General features: G+C 45.5%; 19 protein-coding genes. 6 read left to right on the top strand and 13 right to left on the bottom strand.

Annotated features, from left to right (window positions below):
- Positions 1–608 precede the first annotated feature (608 nt).
- Together AACS90_RS10035 and bla are read left to right on the top strand one after the other, a co-directional pair.
- A complete protein-coding gene (locus tag AACS90_RS10035) occupies positions 609–2549 on the top strand; it encodes an exoribonuclease II (RefSeq protein WP_099122536.1) in 1941 nt (646 codons plus the stop codon).
- A 139-nt stretch (positions 2550–2688) separates the two neighbouring features.
- Positions 2689–3591 (top strand): class A beta-lactamase, encoded by a 903-nt coding sequence (bla, locus tag AACS90_RS10040; RefSeq protein ID WP_371635535.1) that lies wholly within the window; start codon positions 2689–2691, stop codon positions 3589–3591.
- 102 nt (positions 3592–3693) lie between these two features.
- On the opposite strand, the gene yciH is transcribed toward bla, so the two are convergent.
- The 4 genes from yciH to AACS90_RS10060 form a co-directional block, all read right to left on the bottom strand.
- Positions 3694–4017, bottom strand: a complete 324-nt coding sequence (gene yciH / locus AACS90_RS10045; protein WP_099122538.1) for a stress response translation initiation inhibitor YciH — start codon at positions 4015–4017, stop codon at positions 3694–3696.
- Complete coding sequence (gene pyrF, locus AACS90_RS10050; RefSeq protein ID WP_099122539.1) at positions 4010–4750, bottom strand: orotidine-5'-phosphate decarboxylase; 741 nt, start codon at positions 4748–4750, stop codon at positions 4010–4012. Before pyrF ends, yciH begins: the two co-directional genes overlap by 8 nt.
- A gap of 84 nt (positions 4751–4834) precedes the next feature.
- Entirely contained in the window at positions 4835–6004 is a 1170-nt protein-coding gene (gene lapB / locus AACS90_RS10055) for a lipopolysaccharide assembly protein LapB (protein WP_099122540.1), read from the bottom strand.
- Positions 6005–6010: 6 nt separating this feature from the next.
- Positions 6011–6331 carry a LapA family protein gene (locus tag AACS90_RS10060; protein WP_099122541.1) on the bottom strand — a complete coding sequence of 107 codons (321 nt, stop codon included), beginning with the start codon at positions 6329–6331 and terminating at the stop codon, positions 6011–6013.
- Between the two features lie 513 nt (positions 6332–6844).
- Here AACS90_RS10060 and ribA point away from each other — a divergent pair.
- On the top strand, positions 6845–7441 hold the full coding sequence (ribA, locus tag AACS90_RS10065) for a GTP cyclohydrolase II (protein WP_193757237.1): 597 nt from the start codon (positions 6845–6847) through the stop codon (positions 7439–7441).
- A 73-nt stretch (positions 7442–7514) separates the two neighbouring features.
- Here ribA and acnA read toward each other — a convergent pair whose 3' ends face one another.
- Complete coding sequence (gene acnA / locus AACS90_RS10070; RefSeq protein ID WP_099122543.1) at positions 7515–10205, bottom strand: aconitate hydratase AcnA; 2691 nt, start codon at positions 10203–10205, stop codon at positions 7515–7517.
- Positions 10206–10480: 275 nt separating this feature from the next.
- On the opposite strand from acnA, the gene AACS90_RS10075 reads away from it, so the two are divergent.
- Positions 10481–11041 (top strand): hypothetical protein, encoded by a 561-nt coding sequence (locus AACS90_RS10075; RefSeq protein WP_193757231.1) that lies wholly within the window; start codon positions 10481–10483, stop codon positions 11039–11041.
- 284 nt (positions 11042–11325) lie between these two features.
- Here the strand turns inward: AACS90_RS10075 and AACS90_RS10080 are convergent, their stop codons facing one another.
- Positions 11326–13455 carry a phage tailspike protein gene (locus tag AACS90_RS10080; RefSeq protein WP_099122544.1) on the bottom strand — a complete coding sequence of 710 codons (2130 nt, stop codon included), beginning with the start codon at positions 13453–13455 and terminating at the stop codon, positions 11326–11328.
- A 435-nt stretch (positions 13456–13890) separates the two neighbouring features.
- On the opposite strand from AACS90_RS10080, the gene AACS90_RS10085 reads away from it, so the two are divergent.
- A complete protein-coding gene (locus AACS90_RS10085) occupies positions 13891–14898 on the top strand; it encodes a phage tail fiber protein (protein ID WP_193757232.1) in 1008 nt (335 codons plus the stop codon).
- A 52-nt stretch (positions 14899–14950) separates the two neighbouring features.
- Positions 14951–15316 (top strand): LecA/PA-IL family lectin, encoded by a 366-nt coding sequence (locus AACS90_RS10090; protein WP_099122546.1) that lies wholly within the window; start codon positions 14951–14953, stop codon positions 15314–15316.
- 52 nt (positions 15317–15368) lie between these two features.
- Here the strand turns inward: AACS90_RS10090 and AACS90_RS10095 are convergent, their stop codons facing one another.
- From AACS90_RS10095 to AACS90_RS10125, 7 genes are read right to left on the bottom strand one after another with little or no spacing between them, the layout of a single operon-like run.
- On the bottom strand, positions 15369–16589 hold the full coding sequence (locus AACS90_RS10095) for a phage tail fiber protein (RefSeq protein WP_241538272.1): 1221 nt from the start codon (positions 16587–16589) through the stop codon (positions 15369–15371).
- A 23-nt stretch (positions 16590–16612) separates the two neighbouring features.
- Positions 16613–17647 carry a DUF6453 family protein gene (locus AACS90_RS10100; protein WP_099122547.1) on the bottom strand — a complete coding sequence of 345 codons (1035 nt, stop codon included), beginning with the start codon at positions 17645–17647 and terminating at the stop codon, positions 16613–16615.
- Positions 17647–21759: a TipJ family phage tail tip protein gene (gene gpJ / locus AACS90_RS10105; protein WP_099122548.1), complete on the bottom strand. Its 4113-nt coding sequence runs from the start codon at positions 21757–21759 to the stop codon at positions 17647–17649. Before gpJ ends, AACS90_RS10100 begins: the two co-directional genes overlap by 1 nt.
- Positions 21759–22337 carry a tail assembly protein gene (locus tag AACS90_RS10110; RefSeq protein WP_099122549.1) on the bottom strand — a complete coding sequence of 193 codons (579 nt, stop codon included), beginning with the start codon at positions 22335–22337 and terminating at the stop codon, positions 21759–21761. Before AACS90_RS10110 ends, gpJ begins: the two co-directional genes overlap by 1 nt.
- Complete coding sequence (locus tag AACS90_RS10115) at positions 22280–22993, bottom strand: C40 family peptidase (RefSeq protein WP_099122550.1); 714 nt, start codon at positions 22991–22993, stop codon at positions 22280–22282. The genes AACS90_RS10110 and AACS90_RS10115 overlap by 58 nt, the downstream gene beginning before the upstream one ends.
- Before the next feature lie 2 nt (positions 22994–22995).
- On the bottom strand, positions 22996–23700 hold the full coding sequence (locus tag AACS90_RS10120; RefSeq protein ID WP_099122551.1) for a phage minor tail protein L: 705 nt from the start codon (positions 23698–23700) through the stop codon (positions 22996–22998).
- Positions 23697–24032 (bottom strand): phage tail protein, encoded by a 336-nt coding sequence (locus AACS90_RS10125; RefSeq protein WP_099122552.1) that lies wholly within the window; start codon positions 24030–24032, stop codon positions 23697–23699. The genes AACS90_RS10120 and AACS90_RS10125 overlap by 4 nt, the downstream gene beginning before the upstream one ends.
- Positions 24033–24079 lie beyond the last annotated feature (47 nt).

A 24079-nucleotide genomic window follows, 5' to 3' on the forward strand; every position in this document is an offset into this window, starting at 1 on the left:
ATATTTATTTTAATAGCGTAAATATCGCCATTACCCTCTTATACCTATTCAACTTCAAGATGCGTGTTATATCCCCCCGCGCCGCGGGGAGATATAAGGACTCACCTCATATTGCCCGTTGTAACTTGAAGTTTATCGAGCATATATACCTAAAGAAAAACAAGTTAGTTAAAACCAGAGAAAATAGAAAAACAAACATAAAAATCAAAAAGATAATTAAATCAGGAATGATAAAAAGGACTTCAGTTCTGATGAAGAAGAAAAAACACCTTCGTTTATTATCAGCCATGAATTTACACAACAACATATTCTAGTCAAATAACGTTTATAAATGTTTAATTAACAATATTTAATTAAATCCAATAAAATATTTAAATAAACAACTATATTCATCAGATATTAAATTCAGAGCTAACCTTTGAGTGAATATTCAGCACATTATCTTATATTATTATTGTTACTGCATGATCATCTGTAAGCTGTATAAATATTACTCTCACTAGGTACTTTTTCGTGTTTTGATAAGATGTTACTTGCCCGATACCCTCGATTCGCGTAAAACTATTACCTAAATTATCGATAATAACTCCACAACTCTCCTGATTATTATGTTTCAAAACAATCCGCTGCTTGCTCAGCTAAAACAGCAACTACATTCTCAAACCTTGCGTGTAGAAGGTTTAGTCAAAGGAACAGAAAAGGGCTTCGGCTTTCTGGAAGTCGATGGTCAAAAAAGTTACTTTATTCCTCCTCCTTATATGAAGAAAGTGATGCACGGCGATCGAGTCAGTGCTGCTATTCATACCGATAAAGAAAAAGAAGTCGCTGAACCAGAAGAACTGATTGAACCTTTCCTGACCCGTTTTGTTGGTCGGGTGCAGAGAAAAGAAAACGACAACCGACTATGGATTATTCCTGACCATCCATTGTTAAAAGACTCTATTCCATGCCGACCATCCAGTCAGGTAACTCATAATTTTGAACAAGGTGACTGGGCAGTTGCTGAAATGCGCCGTCATCCACTGAAAGGTGATCGCGGTTTCCATGCTGAAATAACCGGCTATATTACCCGTGGTGATGATCACTTCGCTCCGTGGTGGGTTACTCTTACTCGCCACAGTCTGGAACGTGAAGCCCCATCAATGGCAGATTGCCAGTTGGATGATGGTTCTCTTGAGCGTATCGACCTGACCTCCCTTAATTTCGTCACAATCGACAGTGCAACGACTGAAGATATGGATGACGCATTGCATATTATCAAAAATGATGATGGCAGCCTGAAACTATCCATTGCTATTGCCGACCCGACTGCCTATATCAAGGCTGGCAGCGATCTGGACACAATCGCTTATCAACGCAGCTTTACCAACTATCTGCCGGGCTTCAATATTCCAATGCTGCCCCGCGAACTCTCTGATGATTTGTGTTCTCTTCGTCCGAATGCCCGCCGCCCTGCTCTGGTTTGTCAGGTTTCCATTTTGGAAGACGGGCAATTAGGTGATGACATTCAATTCTTTGCCGCTTGGGTCGAATCGAAATTCAAGCTGGTTTATGACGAAATTTCTGATTGGCTGGAAGGCAAGGAAGGCTGGAAACCGGGTTCAGATGCTGTCACTGAACAAATCACACTGTTAAAAGAGATGTGTGAACGCCGTAATAACTGGCGCCAACAGCACGCTCTGGTATTTAAAGATCGCCCTGATTACCGGTTTATTCTGGATGAAGGCGGGAATGTCACTGATATTGTCACTGAACAGCGTCGCTCTGCAAACCGCATTGTTGAAGAAGCAATGATTGCAGCTAACCTTTGTGCTGCGAAAGTCCTGCGCGATAAGTTAGGCTTTGGTATTTATAACGTTCACACCGGCTTTGAACCAACACAGATTGAACAGGTTGTTGACGTACTCAAAGAACACAGTATTGAAACTTGTCCGGAAGCACTTATTGGGCTGGAAGGGTTTTGTGAATTACGCCGTGAGCTGGATAAGCAACCGACTCAGTTCCTTGATAGCCGTATCCGTCGCTTCCAGACCTTTGCGGAAATTAAAACTGAACCGGGTCCACACTTTGGGTTAGGTTTTGACGCATACGCCACATGGACGTCCCCTATCCGTAAGTACAGCGATATTATCAATCACCGTTTGCTGAAAGCCGTTATTCAAAACACTGAAGCAGAAAAACCGGCTGAAGAGATCTGTTTGCAGCTGTCCGAACGCCGACGTGCAAACCGTATGGCCGAGCGCGATGTTGGGGACTGGCTCTATGCCCGTTATCTCAAACCTTATGCTGGCACAGATAAAATCTTTGCTGCTGAGATTATTGATATCACTCGTGGTGGTCTGCGTGTTCGTTTGGTCGACAATGGTGCAATTGCTTTCGTTCCGGGGCCATTCCTGCATTCCGTCCGTGATGAACTTCAATGCAGTCAGGAAACCGGCTCTGTCCTGATTAAAGGCGAAGCAGTTTATCGCCTGAACGATATTATCGATGTGCGCCTTGAAGAAGTCAGAATGGAAACCCGCAATATCGTGGCGCGTCCTGTTAGTTAACACAGGATCAACATAATAGGCTATACCCAATAAAACGGGGATTTCCAGAACATAAACACACTGCCGCTATTATAAGCGGCAGTTTCATAACAAAACTTAAATCATCATTTAATTTCATATGAAATTCCCTACACAACAAATCACCCCTAAATTCATACCCAAATTTATACATGGTGCTGTAACCCTCTTACCTTTGCTGAGTACCCTGATAATTTTCCCTTCTCAGGCATCTTCCGATAACGTTCAGCAAGAGCAAATAATTAAGCAGCTTACTACGTTGGAACAAAGTGCCAATGGGCATCTTGGAGTGGTCTTAATCAATAGCGCAGACAATTCAACTATCGGCTATCGCACAAATGAGCGTTTTCCATTATGTAGCACCAGTAAATTTATGGCAGTTTCTGCGCTGTTGAAAAAAAGCGAAACAGATGAAAATTTGTTAAAGCAAAGAGTTAATTACAAACAATCTGATTTAGTTGAATACAGTCCGATTACTGAAAAATATATTGAAACTGGTATGACACTGGCGGAGCTAAGTGCAGCAACTTTGCAATATAGTGATAATACTGCCATGAACCTGATCATTAACCAGTTAGGTAGCCCTGAAAGTGTGACAACATTTGCCCGAACTCTCGGTGACACGATGTTTCGGCTGGATCGTAAAGAACCAGAATTAAATCTGGTTCAGCCGGGTGATAAGCGTGACACTTCAACACCTCAGGCTATGGCAGAAAGTCTATATAAACTGACTTTAGGTGATTCCCTCGCACCAAAACAACGTACGCAACTGGTGGAATGGCTGAAAGGAAACACCACTGGAAATGCCAGTATTCGTGCTGGATTACCAAAAGATTGGGTTGTCGGGGATAAAACCGGTCGCTGTGATTATGGCTCAACCAACGATATTGCCGTAATCTGGCCGTCAGGAAACCGAGCACCACTGGTATTGGTGACTTATTTCACTCAACCCGGCGATAAAAACGCCAAAGCTCGCCCTGATGTACTGGCAGAAGCAGCGCGTATAATAATTCAGGCTAAATAAGATTCTATAACGGGAATTATGAACACAAGCTATGCCATAAGTCTGTTACATTGCATAGCTTGTGAAGATTGATAAAGTGAGATAGTGAGATGAAAAGCTAAATCAACCACCAGCCAGTTTGACTTTCATCCCTTTTGCTTCCAATAACTGTTTTAATAAATCGCGTTTATCGCCCTGAATTTCAATCTCACCATCTTTAACTGAGCCACCGCAACCACATTTTTTCTTCAATTCCGCGGCTAGCTTAGAAATGGTTTGATCATCAGCATCAATTCCTGTGATAACACAAACGCCTTTGCCTTTACGCCCGCTGGTCTGGCGTTGGATACGCACAATCCCATCACCTTTAGGGCGAGCCGGTGGGGCTTTTTCTTCCTGAATGCGGCCGCTATCTGTTGAATAAACCAGACGTGAGTTATTATCCATGAACAATCCCGATTGATTCATTAATTTGCTGCAATGCCAATGCCGGATTTTCAGCTCGTGTAATCGGACGCCCGATCACCATATAATCCACACCGGCCTGAATTGCCTGTGGTGGTGTCATAATACGGCGTTGATCCCCGGCATCTGAACCTTCAGGACGAATACCCGGTGTAACCAGTTTGAATTCCTGACCACATGCTGCTTTCAGTTGTTGTGCTTCATGAGCTGAACAAACCACACCATCCAGACCACACTGTTTAGTCAGTTTCGCCAGACGTTCTGCGTGCTGAGCGGGTGTCACATCAATCCCGGTGCCTAACAAATCAGACTGATCCATGCTGGTCAGGACAGTAACGGCGATTAATAATGGAGAATCTTTACCATAAGGTAATAAAATTTCTTTAGCAGCGGTCATCATTCTTTCCCCGCCACCGGCATGAATATTGACCATCCAAACGCCCAATTCTGCCGCTGCAGCTACAGCTCTTGCTGTGGTGTTAGGAATATCATGAAATTTGAGATCCAAGAACACGTCAAAACCACGCTGGTGCAACATACGGACAAACTGCGGGCCATTTAATGTAAACATCTCCTTGCCCACTTTCAGACGACAAGATTGAGGATCAATCTTATCGACAAATGCCAGTGCTGCATCCTGATTGTCATAATCCAACGCAACAACAACCGGTGATTCAACTTGCTTACCTAAAGCTTGACCTGTATGGGATGTCATTTTTTAGCCTTTAATTTTAAAATGAATTTTATTTCGCGCATAAAAATTTTATAAATAAAAAACGCCACCAATAAAGTGACATTGTCACTGCCCGTCTAAACCACGAATGGGTTTAATTGTGTCCCACGAACGACATGAAGGACAATGCCAATAAAGTGAACGAGAAGTAAAGCCACACTTATGGCATCGATAATCTGGTTTAGTTCGGATCTGTTCACCCACCATGTTCCGCAGAAGAAGCAAGCTTTCTTTGGCCCGTCCTTCTTCTGCATCAGCCAGATGGTAATCCATCAGGCGATAAAAGAGACGCATCGTCGGATGACGTTCCAACTGCCGATTAATATAAATCTGGGCTGTATCACGCCCCTCTTTTTGCTCAATAATGTCGGCCAGATGGATCTCTGCAATTGCTCCGCAATTTTCTTCCACGCAACGCAGGATGAAAGCTTCCCACCCTTCCGGCTGAACAAGATCCCTATAGCACTCCTGCAACATCGGTAAAACTTCGCTAACCAGTTGCTTATCCTGCTCGAGAACTCGTTTCAGCACCTCAGTTGCTTTGGTATATTCTTTCTGTGCCATATAAATACGGCCAAACATGATCGATACACGGGCACAATTTTTATTCGCCTGAGCAGCTTTATTCAAATACCCGATAGCATCACTGAAACCGTCTTCCCTCATTCCCTGTAGAGCTAATTCACAGTAAAAATGGGCGATTTCTTCGCGGAATTGCTGTTTACCCAGCCTGACCAGTTTCTCTGCCACCTCGATGGCTTTGCTCCAGTCACTGGTTGACTGATAGATAGTCAGCAAAGAATTAAGTGCGCTCTCCCGAAAATCCTTTTCATCGATTAACTGAACAAACATATTTTCTGCCCGATCATATAACCCCGCGGCCATGTAATCTCTACCGAGCTGCTGAGTTGCCAGTAAACGCTGTTCAAATGTCAGGGAGGCACTTTCCATAAGGGATTGGTGAATACGGATGGCTCTTTCAACTTCACCACGGGAGCGGAACAGGTTGCCCAGCGTTAAATGTGCTTCAAACGCGGAACTGTCCTCTTTTAACATATCAAGAAACAGATCGACTGCCTTGTCCTGTTGGTTCGAAAGTAAAAAATTAACCCCATCAACATATTCACGTGACAGGCGGTCTGCCGATTGTTGCTTATCTTGTTGAGCACTTCTGCGTCCCATATACCAGCCATACGCGGCAGCAATAGGAAGCAACAGAAACAACAGCTCTAACATGGAGTATTATTCCTTGTCCAGAACCACTGGAGCTTGAGAGACAGTTTTTGTCGATAATTCAACTGGCTGCTCCAACTGGGTCTCCAAGCGCTTAATTTTACGTTTCGCGCGTCTTAACGACATGCTGGTGCGCAGATAAAACCCGCCACAAATTCCCCATCCAAGAGCAAAACCGATGGCAAATAAAAACGACAGCAAAGTGGATATCGAATAATCACCTTTGGCAATCAAATAATTGAAGGTTACCACTTGATTATTATTTGCTCCCAGTGTCACTGAGATAACAAAAACAACCAGTGCCAGTAATAAGATCAGAAAATATTTCACATTGTTTCCTGTTATCGATTGTTGCTGATTGATATGCCAAATAACAGACATAGTGGCTTGCTAAATTAGCATTTCTCATCTACGCAAAGGAAGTATTTTATTGCACTAAACCAATATTTCACCCTTTTTGTGACAATATTCTACTTTGCTGCCTGTAATTCCGTCACTGTTTTCCGTCGAACAAGCATATCCAAGTAAAACAAATAACTAGATGTATCGCTGTATGTGAATTTTCACCGGCATAAAGGCACCGGATATGTCTACAAAAATATGTTTACAGTTTAGCATGTTAATATTACTGCAAGCTGCAATTGTCTCTCCTGTGCTTTATCCAAAAATCCGACATATCTTTATCTACGAACATAAGCATAATTTCTGTTATACTCGCGATGCGTACATGCACTGTAATCAGAGAAAATTTTTGCGTAGTTTTAGCTGATTTCCAAACTGGTATTGTTCTGAGTATCGCAATATTGTCATTGTAACGAGCTAAATCAACATATGAATACAAACATACAGCTAACACGAGTAGCTGAAGCCAAACTGCCCACTCCCTGGGGCGAATTTCTGATGATTGGATTTGAAGAGATAGAAACAGGCCGTGATCATGTTGCCCTTGTGTATGGTGACATTTCTGGTGATGAGCCGGTTTTATCCCGCATCCATTCAGAGTGCCTGACCGGAGATGCTTTATTTAGCTTAAGGTGCGATTGTGGTTTTCAACTTGAAGCTGCTCTGTCACAAATCAGCCAGGAAGGCCGGGGTGTTCTGCTGTATCACCGCCAGGAAGGCCGCAATATTGGTCTGCTGAATAAAATTCGGGCCTATGCATTGCAGGATAAAGGTGTTGATACTGTCGAAGCGAACCATCAGTTAGGTTTCGCTGCCGATGAGCGAGATTTCACTCTGTGTTCAGACATGTATAAATTACTGGGTGTACGTGCTATCCGTCTTCTGACGAATAATCCGCAAAAAATGGAGATTATGGTCGGAGCCGGCATTAACATTGTCGAGCGTGTGCCGCTTATTGTAGGGCGTAACCCTAATAACGCTTACTACCTTGATACAAAAGCGCGCCTGATGGGGCATCTGCTGTCCAAATCCAGCTAATTTCTTTCTACAGAAAAGAAAATAAAAACTGCGTCGGTGTGGGCGCAGTTTTTCATTTCAGCAATGCTTATTTTCACTTCAGCATATTGCGGATAACATAATGCAATATACCGCCATTATAGAAATAGGCGAGCTCTGTATTGGTATCAATTCGGCAATGGGCATTAACCTGAGTTTCCTCCCCACTAGGGTAAGTAATTTTCACAACAATAACCTGCCCAGGCCTGATATCATTCAATCCGCCGATATCAATGAATTCATCTCCAGTCAGGTTAAGAGTTTTACGAGTGATGCCCTGTGGAAACTCCAGCGGCAATACCCCCATGCCAATCAGGTTGGAACGGTGAATTCGTTCAAAAGATTCCGCAATAACCACTCTTACACCCAATAAGCTGGTTCCTTTAGCCGCCCAGTCACGACTGGAACCGGAGCCATATTCTTTACCAGCAATAATGGCAAGCGGTTTTTTCTCTTCCTGATAACGCATAGCCGCATCATAAATAGCCAGTTGGCTTTGTGATGGGATGTGGCGCGTATATCCCCCTTCAATACCGGGCACCATTTCATTACGAATACGAATATTAGCAAATGTTCCACGCATCATAACTTCGTGATTTCCGCGCCTTGAACCATACGAGTTAAAATCTTTCGGCGCTACTCCATGATCCTGTAAATATCGCCCAGCCGGACTGTCTGCCTTGATATTCCCGGCGGGAGAAATATGGTCTGTTGTTACTGAATCACCCAAAATAGCCAGAATATTAGCCTGATGGATATCCGTTACCGGCTCAGGCTCCTGTGTCATGTGGCTAAAGAAAGGCGGAAGACGTATATAGGTTGAATCCGGCTGCCAGGAATAAGTAGCTGAACTTTCAACTTCCAGTGCTTGCCAGTTTTCATCGCCGTCAAACACCGCACTATATTCCTTGTGGAACATCTCGGTTCTGACTTTTTCCACTGCTTCAGCAACTTCCTTACTGCTCGGCCAGATATCTTTAAGATAGATATCACGCCCCTGCTGATCCTGCCCAATTGGTTCACTGGTCAGATCGCGCTTCATACTACCGGAAAGAGCATAGGCCACGACCAGCGGCGGAGAAGCCAGCCAGTTAGTTTTGACCAATGGATGAATACGCCCTTCAAAGTTTCGGTTACCGGAAAGTACGGCTCCGACTGTCAAGTCAGACTGTTTAATCGCAGCCTCAATCTCATCCTGCAACGGTCCTGAATTACCAATACAGGTAGTACAGCCGTATCCCACTAAATTAAAGCCTAACTTTTCAAGATAAGGCATGAATCCGGCCAGATTCAGATATTCTGTTACCACTTTAGAACCCGGAGCCAGTGACGTTTTAACCCATGGCTGCCGTTGTAACCCCTTCTCAACCGCTTTTTTAGCAAGTAAGCCGGCTGTCATCAATACACTGGGATTGGAAGTATTAGTACAAGAGGTAATAGCTGCAATCACTACCGCCCCTTCCTGCAAAGAAAATGTCTGATTATCTACTGTCACAGGAATAGATGATTGCAGCCCCTGCTTTCTATTAATATCCAGATCCATCGAGGACTGGAAGGCATGTGGAACCCCACCCAGCGCGACTCTGTCCTGAGGACGTTTTGGCCCTGCCAGACTGGCCTCTACCGTAGACATATCCAGCTCAAGACTGCTGGTGAAAATTGGCTCATCCCCGGCATGGCGCCATAATCCCTGCTGTTTGCTATAAGCCTCAACCAGCGTAATTTCATCTTCACTGCGTCCGGTTAATCGCATATAACTCAGGGTAATATCATCAACAGGGAAGAAACCACAAGTTGCACCATATTCCGGCGACATATTGGCAATCGTCGCCCGATCTGCCAGTGGCAAATCAGCCAAACCATCGCCGTAAAATTCAACAAATTTGCCGACCACGCCATGTTTACGCAGCATCTGTGTGACAGTCAGCACCAGATCAGTCGCGGTGATCCCTTCGCGTAATTTTCCTGTCAGCTTGAAACCAACCACATCCGGGATCAGCATGGAAATTGGCTGCCCTAACATTGCGGCTTCGGCTTCAATTCCGCCAACTCCCCACCCAAGCACACCGAGACCGTTAATCATTGTGGTATGAGAATCGGTACCAACCAGTGTATCTGGGTAGGCAAAATCCTTTCCGTCACGGTTTTCATACCAAACCGCCTTGCCTAAATATTCAAGGTTAACCTGATGGCAAATACCTGTTCCGGGAGGAACAACCCGGAAGCGATTGAAGGCTTTTTGCCCCCAGCGTAAAAATAAATAGCGTTCATAGTTACGCTCCATCTCAATCTGAACGTTCTCTTCAAACGCCTGCTCAGTGCCGAATTTATCCACCATGACGGAGTGGTCAATCACCAGATCAACCGGTGATAAAGGATTCACCTGATCTACATTGCCACCAAGCCTTAAAACAGCCTCTCTCATTGCCGCAAGATCGACTACGGCAGGTACACCGGTAAAATCCTGCATTAATACACGGGCGGGACGATAGGCAATTTCCCGCTCAGCATGGCCGCTTTGTTGCCATGCCACCAGCGCTTTCAGGTCATCTTCAACAACAGAATCACCATCAATATTACGCAAAAGGTTTTCAAGCAGAACTTTCAGTGATTTAGGGAGGCGGGATATTTCACCCAGTTGCTCAGATAACAGAGGTAAACTGTAATAATGGTAGGCCTTACTGCCAGAAGTTTCACTGCTAATGGAAAGTGTTGAGGCACAGTCCGTTTTCAATTTAGACGACATAACTCCTCCATTTTTATATTTATGACCAGCTACACCCTATGAATTTCAATTTGAAAAACGACGGATATATATGATTAAACATAACATACTAGTAGATAATTGTTATTCAGCTTTCACATATTTTGCCAACCCGCTGTAATTCCTCACTTATTGACAAAATTTAGTGATGACACCCACAAAATAGATATGTTCTATTGATGGCCGGAACTGATATTCAGCGCCCCGAATATCATCATCAACCCTATTATTGTTTATTAACTATTGGAAGGCGAATTATGGATAACGAAATTATTATTAAGCGTGAAAATTATCTAAACCAGATAAAACAGGCTGAACAATTTTTTTGTCATAATATTGAAGATCATTTCACTCTCTCTGACCATCGATTCAGCGATGCTGATGGCTTAGTTCAATTTGTTATTGCATCACAACTCAATGATAAATCGAATGTTATGAAGAAGATGGACGATATAAAAAAAACTCAGATAGCCCTTTCTTCTATTGCGACTGATTATATTATCCGATACTCCGATACCCGTGGCCGACAGTACAGAACAGATGTCCAGTTCTGGGGTGATATTATGGGAAAGTTGCCATTAATGAGCGTCAGAAATATTGAAAAGCAAACATATCAACATGTTATGAAAGGTTTTTCTATCGCAACCAATTTATTACAGCTGATCATGGATATCGTTGTTAATAATAACATTAAATTCATCTCATTGTTTTTATTGGTAAAATATAGTAAAAATAAATCCAATTGTCCTGTATATTGTCCTGTTTATCAAAAACACCTAACTTTAGAGCAATATTTCAGCAGTTCGATCTTAGCATGATGTCATGTGTTTTATGGAGTTCTTTGCATCATATATATAGAAGGAAATTCAACCTATTTTTTACCGTGCCTTGAACAGATGACTTTATCGACAAGAGTAGCATTTCCATTAATTAATTGCTTTATGCGGCGTTATCGTTCGTGTGTCGTTATCAGAGACAAAAAAACGACACAGATAGCAGCCAAACTTCCAAGCATGCTATCTGTGATTTCCTTTCAATGCCTGTCAAAAATATGCTCTATCACGCCCTGCTACACTTCCATTACCAAATACCAACTAAGAACTTATAACCATGTTAGATAATAAGAACAATTTTCTTCTATGGTTGCTGATATATTACCGTTGCTATCTGCTGCTGTAGAAATAATTATTCCTCCTGCATTATCGTCCACTATCCTACACTTATATGAACCGTTAAATTTAAACAGAAACACATCAACATACGCTACTGTATTAAAGTTAATTGCTGTAATTCTATAAGTGTTTGTAGGTCTTTTGCTGTTTTCGGATGTGTTATTTATATTCTGAACCGTGAAATTAACTAATTTCTGATTTGTTGTTGAACCACTGTCGATTACTGTTCCTGACTTTTTAAATAGAGCTTTCTGTTTTACTGTTTTAATATCTATATTTGTAGAACCACTATCGTTTTTGATATCATTTATATTATCAATCTCTAATTTAATTATGTTGTCTGTTACATAGATATTATTGGCTTGCACATCCTCAAGATATAAACAATCTATTAAAGATACACACCCCTTTAAATCCCTATTAAGCTTGCTTGATTCTACGGCGTGGATATTATCTAAAGTTAATTTTGTTATTGAACCGAAACCCCCAACTTTATTATTAATGGATATTAAGTTAACAACCTGCTCACCTTTTATATTTCTAAAAGTGAGATTGTGTATAGAACCGTAATCACCAACGTGGTCCAATGTACCATTCTCTATTTTTATTAGCGCTGCTCTATCATCATAAATAGATGGCGTTATCTTTCTCCAGTACCCCAATAGCGGATCTATCACGTATGGGCAATCGTACTGACCTGAATTATTTCCTATCACATCATCAAATACCACCATTACCCTAACATGTTTGAAGCCCAACCCTCCTAACCTATTATTATCAGCTTTTATCCTATTGAATGTTAGGTATTCTACTGGTGAATCTATTTCATCATGAGCGTCAACGTATAAACCATACCCATTGTTTGCATAAAGATTGAGACCGCTAGGTGACGATATTTCAAAACCAGCCCTAAATAATATGCCATGACTCCCGCATCCAACTACAGAAATGTTATTAAGCTCAGATCTAACTCCTTCGTATCCTTCAGGAACTCCTGAATCAATGCCTATTTGATTCTTTGCCCGATGATTTCCAAGAACACCGATACCGCTGAGCTTAAACTCTTCATCGTATTTTTTTACAAGGATAGAAATATCTTTATCTGAGCATACTAAACATCCTGTAGCAATTGAAGACATATCAAACCATGTTTTATTTAATCCTTCGTCATAGTTATAAAAGTACGTCCAATTGGCTGATTTACTTCCATCAATGAAGTTTATTTTATCTTCTCTGCGCCCGTAATATGGATCAGCAAATCCTGCCTTTCCTGATTCTGATATGATATTTAAATTGCCAACTTTACACGATTTAGTTACATAGATAGGAGCATCTGGCAATACCATTGCGTAACCGTAGTGCTTGCAAAACAGATAGCATAGCTCCCATGCTTCACTACAATCTGTAGCATTAATTCCTTTCTCAACTAAATCTGCTTTTGCCCCAAAATTACGAATATCATTCACTGGATACCCGTTGAGCATACCAACACACACCCAGTTAGTCTGAACATTTTCCTTTTCAGTAACAACGTGTTCGACATCCAGATGGTAGGCATAATATTTACCATCCAATAAAAGCACGTCAAATTTGGATTTTACTACCGAACCTTTCCTAAAATTACCTGCTCGTTTAAAAATTCCTAAACTGTAACCACTGTAAACTGAACCGCTGAACGATGATCCGACTAACTTATCTATACCGTTATCTTTCAATTTTTCATTGAACTGCTCAGGATCGTACTTCAGTACGTTAGGATAATAGAACTGCTGCACCCCATAAGAATCATACACCGCTATTGAGTGTCCTTGCTCGGTAACGAATTTAGCAATCTGCCCGTTATAAACAAGGTATCCGGCCGGATTGATACTCAGTGGTTGCGGTACAGAAATATACGTTCCATCCTCAAGCTCAAGATAAACCTGAATCTGGTTCCCAGATATAGACGGATCGGTATCTATTTTGCCTATGTAAATATTGCCATTAGGATACGCATTGAATGAATGGCCTATAGTGAGTAATTTAGATAAATCTAAAATAGTATTTTTTAATTCTGGCATATATATCACTCCAAATAAAATAGCGACACTCCTACATATTGACTCTTGGTTTTTGCAGGAAATATAATATTATTGATAAATAGAAATCATTAATTACTAAAAACCCATGTGAAAAATATAATTGATATCTTAACTAACCTAAATCACAATCCTTAACCCATAATAAAACTAATCGAATAAAATTATTTTTTAATTAATTGTAGTTGTGTAATTTTCTATACATTCATTTTTATCAATGGCCATATAAATTTTATTAATTCCCCGCCTGTCATTTTATGTCATTCTGCCAAAAAAACATGCTCCCTATCAAATATTAGTCAAGCCGTACTTTCCCGTATTGATGAACCCTTTTATTGATGTTCACCGGCGGAGAAGTCTCCCACCGCCTTCATGTTATTTAGCAATGTGTATTGTTGATTAGATGAGGGAATAAATATGCAAGATAAAAAACCTGATGTACCTGTCTCAGGCGAGAGTAATCTCGTGATCGTTGCAACACCGGAATATGTCAAAGAAGCTATTGCAGAACATGCTGCAAGCCGTAATCATCCATATGCAACCCAGACAGAGCCGGGATTTGTTACACTAAATAATGATGCAAACAGTGATAGTGAGATAACCGCTGCAACATCTAAATCTGTTAAAAAAGCATATGATTTAGCCAATAGCGCCAATCAAAATGCCAGCAGTGCAAATGATAATGCCAATACTCGCTTGTCTAAAGATCGGAACGGGGCTGATATTCCTGACAAGACTAATTTTTTAAAAAATATTGGGTTAGGTGAAACAGCAAATGTCCGATTTAATGATGTTTACGCCAACGTTTTGCATAGTTCAATCCTCAACCTGACCGGCAATGTATCGGGTGTCCAATTTTATTCACCGGATGGTTCTGGAAGACGGCGCAGAATAGAAAGGGCATTAGACTCTGATCCGGTGATGTTTAGATTCATTGATCGGGCAGGAGACGCTGAAAATAATCGAAATATTGCTGTCATAGAGATGCCCAGAGTTACGTATGGTCAGGTGTTGGTATTGAGAGGAAACTGTATAAATGACCCCAATGGCTACATACGGATAGCCTCCCCTATCATCGAAATTTTCTCTTCTGGCGCATTCACCACCAACGATGAATCCGAAGGGACTACTGTTGAATATTTATCAAAAGGTACATATCTAATTAAAGGTGTTAAAGGATTCAGTCATGATGGAACTGTAAATAACATCGATATCCCACGCTGTCAGAACGATCTGCCAATGGTTTGGGTCAACCATGAAGTTCTACCTGATGGTTCCATCAAATTAATGACCTACCACCGTGAACACTCAGATGCCCCTGTTTTCGCCAGAAATATACGTGAAGGTTACGCTGACGGTGATTTAATCGATATTCCTGATGGCAGATTTATTTCTGTTCGGGTGCAAATGCCTGACACTAAATAGTCACAATCTTAATTCTTCTATCGCTTTCAAAATATAATTTGGAGGTAATACTATGTATGATTGGTCTGGAACTGTTTCTGGAAAACTTCAACAGGGTCAACCCACTGGACTAATACTCCACAAAGGGGATGTAATCTCTGTGACTGCTTCGGGATGGGTTCAGTATTCTCTTGATAATATACCCAATCCTTGGTCTGCCCCTCAAGGCGTACCTCCTCATCCTCCCGGAGGGGGATTAATCGCAAAGATTGGCGATAACACCTATGAAATTGGCAATGGAGTACTTCACAGGACAGTTCCCACAGAGGGTGAATTAACCCTTATATTTTTAGATACCTATTATGAAGATAATTCAGGTGCCTTTGACGTCAACGTTAAAATAGAGTCACGTTATTCGCCTCTCCAAGAAATAAAATAAATAACCAAAATGCTAACCCGCAATTTTTTGCGGGTTCATCATTTCGCTGACTTCACTCCACCGGTTCAGCCTGATCAATATCAGTCGTAACCTCTGCCGCCTTCTGCTTCACATTCCACACCGAATTCGCCGGCATCTGGACACGGACATCCAAGCGGCAGCCTTCGGGAATATCACACGGTTCACCGTCCTGATAGTACACTTTCTCCCCGTTCACAAGGGCTTTTATCCGCTTATTCTGAAAGCGTTCCGGTAAATGAGAATGCTGACGGTGGAAGGTCTCAATCGTGATACTGCCGTCCTTATTCACCTTGTCATCAATGTAGATGAGTTCCAGCCCGTTGTTGTTCTTCGGTGAGGAAATGCCGCCATGCACACCCCATGCGCCATCGGCGTTATAGCCTAGCACACCTGTCACCTGATAATGACCGAGGCCGAGTTTAGAGACGATTGCGCCTTCGGATTCGTCATTAGTTTCGAATTTACCATCGGGATGGATTTGAATGATAGGGGAGGATTTTCTGATAATACCATCCTGACCTGCATAAACATTCCCTCCCCACCCCATTGCTAAAACATTTCCATGAACGCCTTCAGGGAAAAGATAATTACTCAACGTTTCTCTTCCCTTTTGGATAATGACGTATCCATACTCACCTTGCGTCCCAAAATTAACTGCTAGTCCGGTTCCCGCGTGTTTTGCCAAAAAATTAGTATACCCATCGCCAACCGCTATCACTTGACCAGCGAATTGAACCCCAGAAGCATTCTGAATGACTGCACCCTCTAACCCAATATTCCTCACAAACGCCGCTTTATTCGGAATATCCGTCCCATTCTGGGATTTATTCAGTTTGTCATCCATCGCCGCCTGCAATGTTCGTATAGATTGCAGTGGCACCGTCTGTCCATTCGGCAGAGTTACCTCCACCGCCCCGTTCTGCGTCATCCACTGATCCATATTCTGGAGAAACTGGATGATATTGCTGTTAATGGCGCACATATGCCGGACACCATCGGAGATGGAATTGGGCACCGTCGTCTGGATCTGGTAAGTGACATTATTCAGCGTGGTTTTAGCTTTATCTGCCAGCACCAGCTCTGTATCGGAATTCACTGCCTGTATCATATGCAGCAAATTACTGCTGCCGGACTGGATAATCATCACCTGCCCCGGCGCAACGCCGCTCAGGTTATCTTTAAATTTAGTGCCCGCACCCCGGACAATAGCGGAGCCGGACACGGTGGAAAGTGTGCCTTGTGTGTAAATCATGAGAAATTCCTGAAAAAATAAAATTAGAAATAGTCGTCGAAGTTAATCGCGTAGATGTCGTAGTTGATGGGCTTGTAGCTGAAGCTGTTCGCCTGAAAATATTCAAAATCCATTTTTCCGGCTTCATTCACCGAAATAGTGCGGCCTGAGAAGCTGAAACCGGAATCGGCAAAGCGCCAACTGTTTCCCCGGATATTTTTAGCCAGCTTTGCCAGCCGGTTAAGATGTATCATCGGGCGAGCAATGTTTTGAGCTGAACCGCTCCCGTTTCGGACGGGGATCATTTCGCCTAAAAAAAACGGCGAATAATAAGATGAGTAAGTCATCTCCCCGGAGGCGTTATATACCGCCACACCCACATCGGGTTTCCTGAGGGAGAACCCGCTGGAGAAAATCACGACATAGACCTCGCAGGGTACATCATTGTTCATGATGACTTTATCGTGATTCATGCCAATCGCCGCCCCCGGTGTGTCCGTCCGGGCAAACACCAGACACTGTTCGCGGTTCGGGATGGCATCCGGCACCCGCCATTGTCCAAAACGGCCTAAATTAATTTTTCCCCGGTAAACGCAATAGCCCATCCGGTTCTGATTGGACAGGGTGGCAATCCCATTCATGCCCGCCAGTTGAATACCAAAGGATTCTCTGTGCTTGGGATAGCCACACACCTGAATAGAGAAATTCTGGTCGTGTTCAAAAAAGGGATCAAACCAGCCGGTGACATTGCCATACCAGTCGGGTTTACCATTGGGGCTGTCACTGTATTCAAAACGCAGATACTCCCCTTCCATGCGGATGTTATGGATTCGGATATCGACAATGGCAGAGACGTTGCCATCTTGCCCCACCATGACCGTTTTGGTCGGTATCAGGACAATATTAAAATCTTTGGCTTCGGGAATATGACGGGATTGTTGCCAGCCCTGCTTACGGTAATCACCGTGCAAATCGACCGCTATTGTGCGTATCAGGCTCAGGGTCTGCGCGCGTTCTGAATCCAGTCGATAAGGTTTCCCCCCGTCACCGGGATGCACTAATAATCCGATGTCACTCATTAAATTTCTCCTACCTTGACCCGTAACACGCCATTGCCATCAAACACAGCCAGTCCGGTATTATCGAGCGCGATCCGCACCCCGCCTGATGTGCCTTTCATCTCAAACGCCCCGTTCTTCGGCAGATTCCAGCCACTGTGCGGCCAGTTATCGGAGCGCAGCCCATCGGCAATTTTTGCCATCGTGATAGACGCATCGTTGATTTTGGCCCCGTCAATCACCGCCGTGCCCAGAAAGGCTTCCTTGATAAACACCTGCCCGTCTTTAATCATAAAAACAGATTCCAGCTTACCGTTAGTGGGATTGACTACCGTGAACTGATTGGCCCGTACCCCGAAGTGCGTTTCCACCTTGCCGTTTTTGACCTCAGCCCCGATAACCATCCCGGCCTGATAAAACTGACCGTTGTATTTCACCCCCGCCCCGATATCTTTGATGGCATGCCCGTTACCGTCGATATCAAACACCGCCGTGGCTTTTTCTTCCAGCACCGCCGCGTTGTCGCCCACTTTGGCTGTTAGAGTCTCAATCGACTGGGCAAACGCCTGCCGATCATCCGCCCGCGCTTTATCGACCCGGCTGATTTCGGCCCTGATTTGCCGCTGTTCACCTGCTGAATGACTAGCCTGTGCCGCCAGTTGCAGGGCAGATTCCGCCTGTGATAGCTCCTGATGACTGAGCGTCTCGTTCAGACGGGTAATTTGGGATTGTTGCGTGTCGTACTGACTTTGCTGGGTTTGCTGTAATTTCGCTGACGTGTGCTCAAGCTCGGCAATCGCCGTTTTCTGCTCATTGAACGTGCTGTGAATCGCAGACAACTGCTGCGCCTGCTGGTCGATCCCGTCCTGCAACTGTTTATCGCCCGTCTGGATTTCCGCCCGTAGCTGTGTCTGACTGTCTGCCAGTGCCTTATCCGTCTCGGTCTGGCTCTGTCTGACCTCCACAATGGCAGATTCCGCCTCCCCAAGCCGGGTCTGGATTTGCTGCCCCAGTTCGGCACGGGCCGTTGTTTCCGTGGCCACGGCTTTTTCAACCTGCACAATCCGAGCCGTCGATTCGAGTTGCTGTTCATTGAGTGAGTTAAACTGTGCCGAGGTTTGCATTAACGCTTCGGACACCGCGCTTTCGGCATCGGTCACCGTCTTTTCGATTTTGCTGATATCACTGCGCTGGGCGGCAAACTGGGCTTGGGTGGTTTGTTCAAACTTAGCCTGAGTTTCATTTGCTGTAGCGATAGCATCCGTGTTCTGGGTGACGCGCCCGCTCACCTCTGTCAGATTATCGTCGGTGGTTTGCAGGCTGGTCTTCACCTGATTGATGGCTTTCGCCACGGCTTTTTCTTGTGTGGTTTGTGATTCCTTAACATCCAACACTGCAGCCCGGTTATCCGCCACGTCAGCACGGACTTGTTCCTGAAACTTAGCATGGGCCGCCTGTTCATCCGCCTGCACCTGTTCAAGACGGGTGATATCGGCTTTACGTTTACCGACTTCTTCTTGCAGATTGTGGCTGATCTGGGTGCTGAAATGGGTATTGGTCATCACCCCTTCCGCCACCTCGCCAATCTGTTGCTCAAGGTTCAGGGCCTTATTGCCCAGCGCCCGCGCCCGCTGTTCCAACTCCGCTGTTTTCTCACCATTGAGATCAATTTTTTCCGCCAGACGTTTCCCACTTTCAGAAGACAAAAACTGCTTACCGGTAATGTCTAATATCTCTTTGGCCCGGTCATCCGGTTTGCCTTGCGCTTCGACAAAATACGATTTACCGAATTCATTCACACTGCGGACGTAAAACCAGTAGGCAGTTCCGGCTTTGAGCTGTCCCTTTGTCCAGAATTTCGCTATCCCTAAAAAGTCCGCTTTGGTTTCAATCTCATTGATATCGGGGATGGATCTGTCTGAGAACCAGAACTCAAATTGCGTATCCAGTGTTTTGGGGGCGCTGATATACGGGATAGCTTTCAGCTCAAAAAAGCCGGGCTCAATCGTGATAACCGAAGGGGCAGCCGGGGCACCAATCACCATCGGCACTTTAGCTTCATCACCCAGCATACCGCTGTCGTCACGGGCACGGACACCGACCGTATAGACACCCGCTTCTAACCCACTGAAATAGTATTCCAGCTCTTGAGTATTACCGTGTGAAACCACTTTATTGTCACGATAGATCATGACATCAAAGGTGACAGCGCGGTTGAACGTCGTCGTCGCCCACATCGCACGGGCCTGCACCTGCGTACTGTCCTGAATGTAAGCCATGCTCAGGCGTTCAATATTGGGAATACGGATCACATTCTGCGTGGCAGGCGCACCCTGAAAATCAACCCCGTTCTCAACAACCGCTTCTTTCTGGGGTTCATGCTGAATACAAGTAAAATTGTAATGGCCCGTTTTGGTGTCTTCGGCAATACTCATAACCCGGAACAAGCGGGTGACCAGTGATCGCTTGGCAATGGAGAATACGCCCCATTGTCGCAATCCCACAGGCGCGTCTTTCAGCGTGACTACATCGCCACTAACGGATTCAATCTCCACCCGGACAAACTGCCCTTCATTGCCCATATAGGAGAAATAGCCGGACTCACCGGAGGCAAACTCGGCGGGCGCATCAAGACGCACTTCTTTACCGGAGAAATCCAGCCCCCGCCCGCCAATACGCGCGGCGGCGAAGGTGTTATCGGCAATTTCCACAATGTCGCCCGGTATGCAGTTAATCCCTTCACGACCGGTACTGAATGTCACGGAATCCGTTTCGAGCTTTTCGGTTTCGATGATCCATCTGCCGACCCGGTGCGCCTGCCCCCGGCTGGTACACCCAAAAGCGGTTACCTTTTTAACATTCAGGCCCAGACGGTCAACCAGCGCATCATCCTGAATCAGCTCCCGTTCTTCTTTCCAGCCGTTATCCGGGTTCACCCAGGTGACTTCAATAATCGTATGCCGGGCTTTCTTTGCCGCTGCACTGTAGTTAAATTTGCCCTCGACCACGTTGGCATTCGTGAATGTCCAGACCGGATCGGTGGGTCTGTCCTGAAAACAGGTCAGTTGCAGTCCGTTCCAGACCTGCATGCCCCGAAAGACCGAAGCCAGATCATCCAGCACATCCCGTGCCTTACGCTGGTTTGCAATATAGGCATTACAGGTAAATCGGGGTTCCATCCCCCCAAAGCCATCCGGCACAAGCTGATCACAATATTGCGCGATGGCATACAGGGCGAATTTGTCACAGCCAAACGATCCCATCAGCTTCCCGATGCCATAACGGGTATTGGTCACCAAATCGTAGAATATCCATGCCGGGTTATTGGTGTAAGCAGGCTTAAAGCGCCCTGTCCAGACGCCTTTATACTCCCGCGTCTCAGGGAAGTAATTATCCGGTACCTGCACAATCATGCCTTTGATGTGATAGGTCCGCTTAGGCGTATCAGCAAACAGTGAGCGGTCAATGCGCATTCCCACCACCGCACTGTTGGGGTAGCTCATCAGGGTATCGGTAATTTCGGTATAACTGGCCCAGACCGTGCCATTACGCAGCCGGTCGCTTTTACTGTCCTCCGTTAAGCGGGACACCCGGATCTGAAACGGCTTTTTCTTCGGCGCATCAATAGTGTGGGATTCCAGATATTGCCCGCTGATTTTTGCCGGGCCGATATGCACAAACTTGGCGTTATACCAGCCAGAACCGTCATTCACATCGATAGACAGTTGCACCGAACTGTTTTCCTGATTGCCCTTATCATCGGTCTTAACAAGCTGGCTGACGCCCACGGTAAACCTGATCCTGTCCACATCGCGGTTCGATACCGATCGGAGTATCGGCATGTCTTTCTTGACTTCAACACTGACCGGGATTTCACTTTCGACAAACGGATACTCGCTTAACGGCTCCTGCGATTGCGTCCCCGCCCGCCACTGGACAGTGACGCCGTGGATATTGGGATTACCGCTCTTATCAACAACAGGCGTGCCGTTAATCCTGAACCCCTGCAGGCCACCGACCGGCCCTTCAATCTGTCCCTCACTAATCAGATCAACAATGTTCAGAAACTGCTTATTCTTCAGATTATCATCCAGCAGTTTCGGGGTACTGCCCTTGCCGCCACCTTTAGCCATTATTCTGTCTCCAGACCCTGAGAAATCACGTTCGACCCCACCACCAGCTCACCGTAAGCAATGGGCACCGGATAACCCTGCCCGATACGGTTTTCCAGTGAACTGAAATAGCGGTTGCCCTCGGTTTTGCTGGAACCCATCGACGGACTCTCCGGCATTTTGGTCAGCATGGTCGCCATCCCAGCCGCCAGCAGGGCCACCCCCGCCATCGCCAGCCCCGCCGTGTAAGCACTCCACATGGCAATCGACGCACCGCCCGTCCAGAATGCAGCAGCAATCGCCACCACGCCCAACACTGCCATCCCTATCCCCGCACTATTTCCGCCTGCCCCGCTGACCACCGGCACAATAGTGACCGTATCACCGTCATTCAGCGGGTGATTCATGCCTGCCGGAATGGATTGATCTGTCATATCCCGCCCGGCAATACGAATACGGAACTGCCCGTCCGCCAGCGCCTGCTGGAACCCTGTTAACTGATAACACAGGCACCTGACCGCTTCTGCCGCGTCACGCACCTCTAACTCATAACGACGGCCAAATCTTCTAAGATGGCCTCCAAGCTGTAACTTGACCATTGTGGATGTCTCCAGACTGAATGTGTGTATTTGAGCCAGTAACCACCGTAAACATCGCGCTTGCTGATGCGATCTGGCCTGTGATGCAGGATTTGCTGATTGCCGAGGTAAATCGCCCCGTGGCAAGGCGTCTGACTCCCCAGACAAATGAGAATGATGTCTCCGGGCTGGATTTCATCCACCTGTTCAAAGCCCTGACTTAAGCTGTTATCGAGATAAAGGTTCTGCCCTGCGTTCCACCACGCATCATCACGCGCGATATCATCTAATTCGATGCCTACCAGATGATAGGCATCCCGGATCAGCGAATAGCAATCCTGTGTCCCGTGGATAAATGCCCGGCCTAATAAACGCGGCACCGGGCGGAATTGGTGCACCCGATCACCACAAGCCAGCCACCACGGCAGGCCCGTCTTGAGTTGCTGCGTGCGGTCGGCGGTACTTAATCGGGGCTTGCCATTGGGATGACTGTGCACAATGGCCTCGATATCGGCAAAGCACTCTGCCGTTATCCAGTCATCGGGGTTAATGTCAAAATAGTGCTCAGGATCCGGTGAAATATTGCGGCACGGGAAATAGCGACCACCGGCAATCAGGCCGCATGACTCCCTCACCCCTTCCGCTTTCGCGTGGGCGATAATGTGGTGTTCAATCATGATTAACCTAACTTGTTAGAACCCAAAAAACCGCCAAAGGGAATAGACAAAGGACGGGGATAGCGCAGCGTGCAACCGCTGTATTTCTTTGAGCAGCGGTCTTTCAGTGGATGAGTGGTGGGCTGGTCTTTTTCATCGGCGACTGGTGGGCCGTCATAGCCACAATCGGCGGAACGGTACTGCCAGCAACAGATATCCGCCTGAATCACCCGCGCCGGAATGAGCGCCCCGTCCGTTTCACTGGGTAAAGCCAGGATGTAGGTCACAAAGTCCGCGTTGGCATCCTGCTTCTGTTCTATCAGGTATTTGCTGACCGCCTCACGAGTCGGATCGGCCTGTGGATTGCCGTTCGGAAAGTTGACCGCATCCAGATACAACTCCGGCACCTGACGGCGGGTGACCACCGCGCCCAGCGCATCATTGAAATCCTGATTGATAGCAGTCAGCAAGCCATTGATATTGGCAAACACCATTTTCGGACGGGAACTGGGGCCTTTGCCGCTCATCTCAAACCCGGTCACTTCCACCGGATACGGCTCATAGCGCAGCCCCTGCCAAATCACCGGCTGTAACTTGCCGTTCATACCATCATGGAAACGGTAGACATCGCCACCAAACATCGTTAAATCGATTTCATACAAATTCAGGATCGCGTTCTGGCCCAGTTCAGTGACGGCAACCCGCATTGCTTTCGGAATGTCCCTCATGCCACGACCTCCTCAAACACACAACTGACCGACCAGCGCACCCGATGGCGGTTAACTGTCCACGCGCGGCACACAAACGTGCGCAATTGATTATCGTCGCTGGTTCGCCAGACAAACGATTCCACCGCGCCCCGTGCCCGTAAGAACGCATCAATTGAACGTCCGGTTTCAGCACTCCCGGCAAAGTTGAGCTGATAGCGTTTTAACTGGTTATTGATACCGTCTTTGATGCGCTGCTCGTAACCGTCACCAAACTTAATCACTTTGACACGCGGTTCATGGCTGACCTCATAGTTATCCTGCGGTCGCCAGATAAATTCTGGTTTTGTCATATTTCACCTATAAAAAAAGCCCCACGAGGGGGCTTCTGCTATGTTCT

The sequence above is a fragment of the Xenorhabdus sp. KK7.4 genome (assembly GCF_963876465.1).
GTDB classification, from domain to species: Bacteria; Pseudomonadota; Gammaproteobacteria; order Enterobacterales; family Enterobacteriaceae; genus Xenorhabdus; species Xenorhabdus stockiae.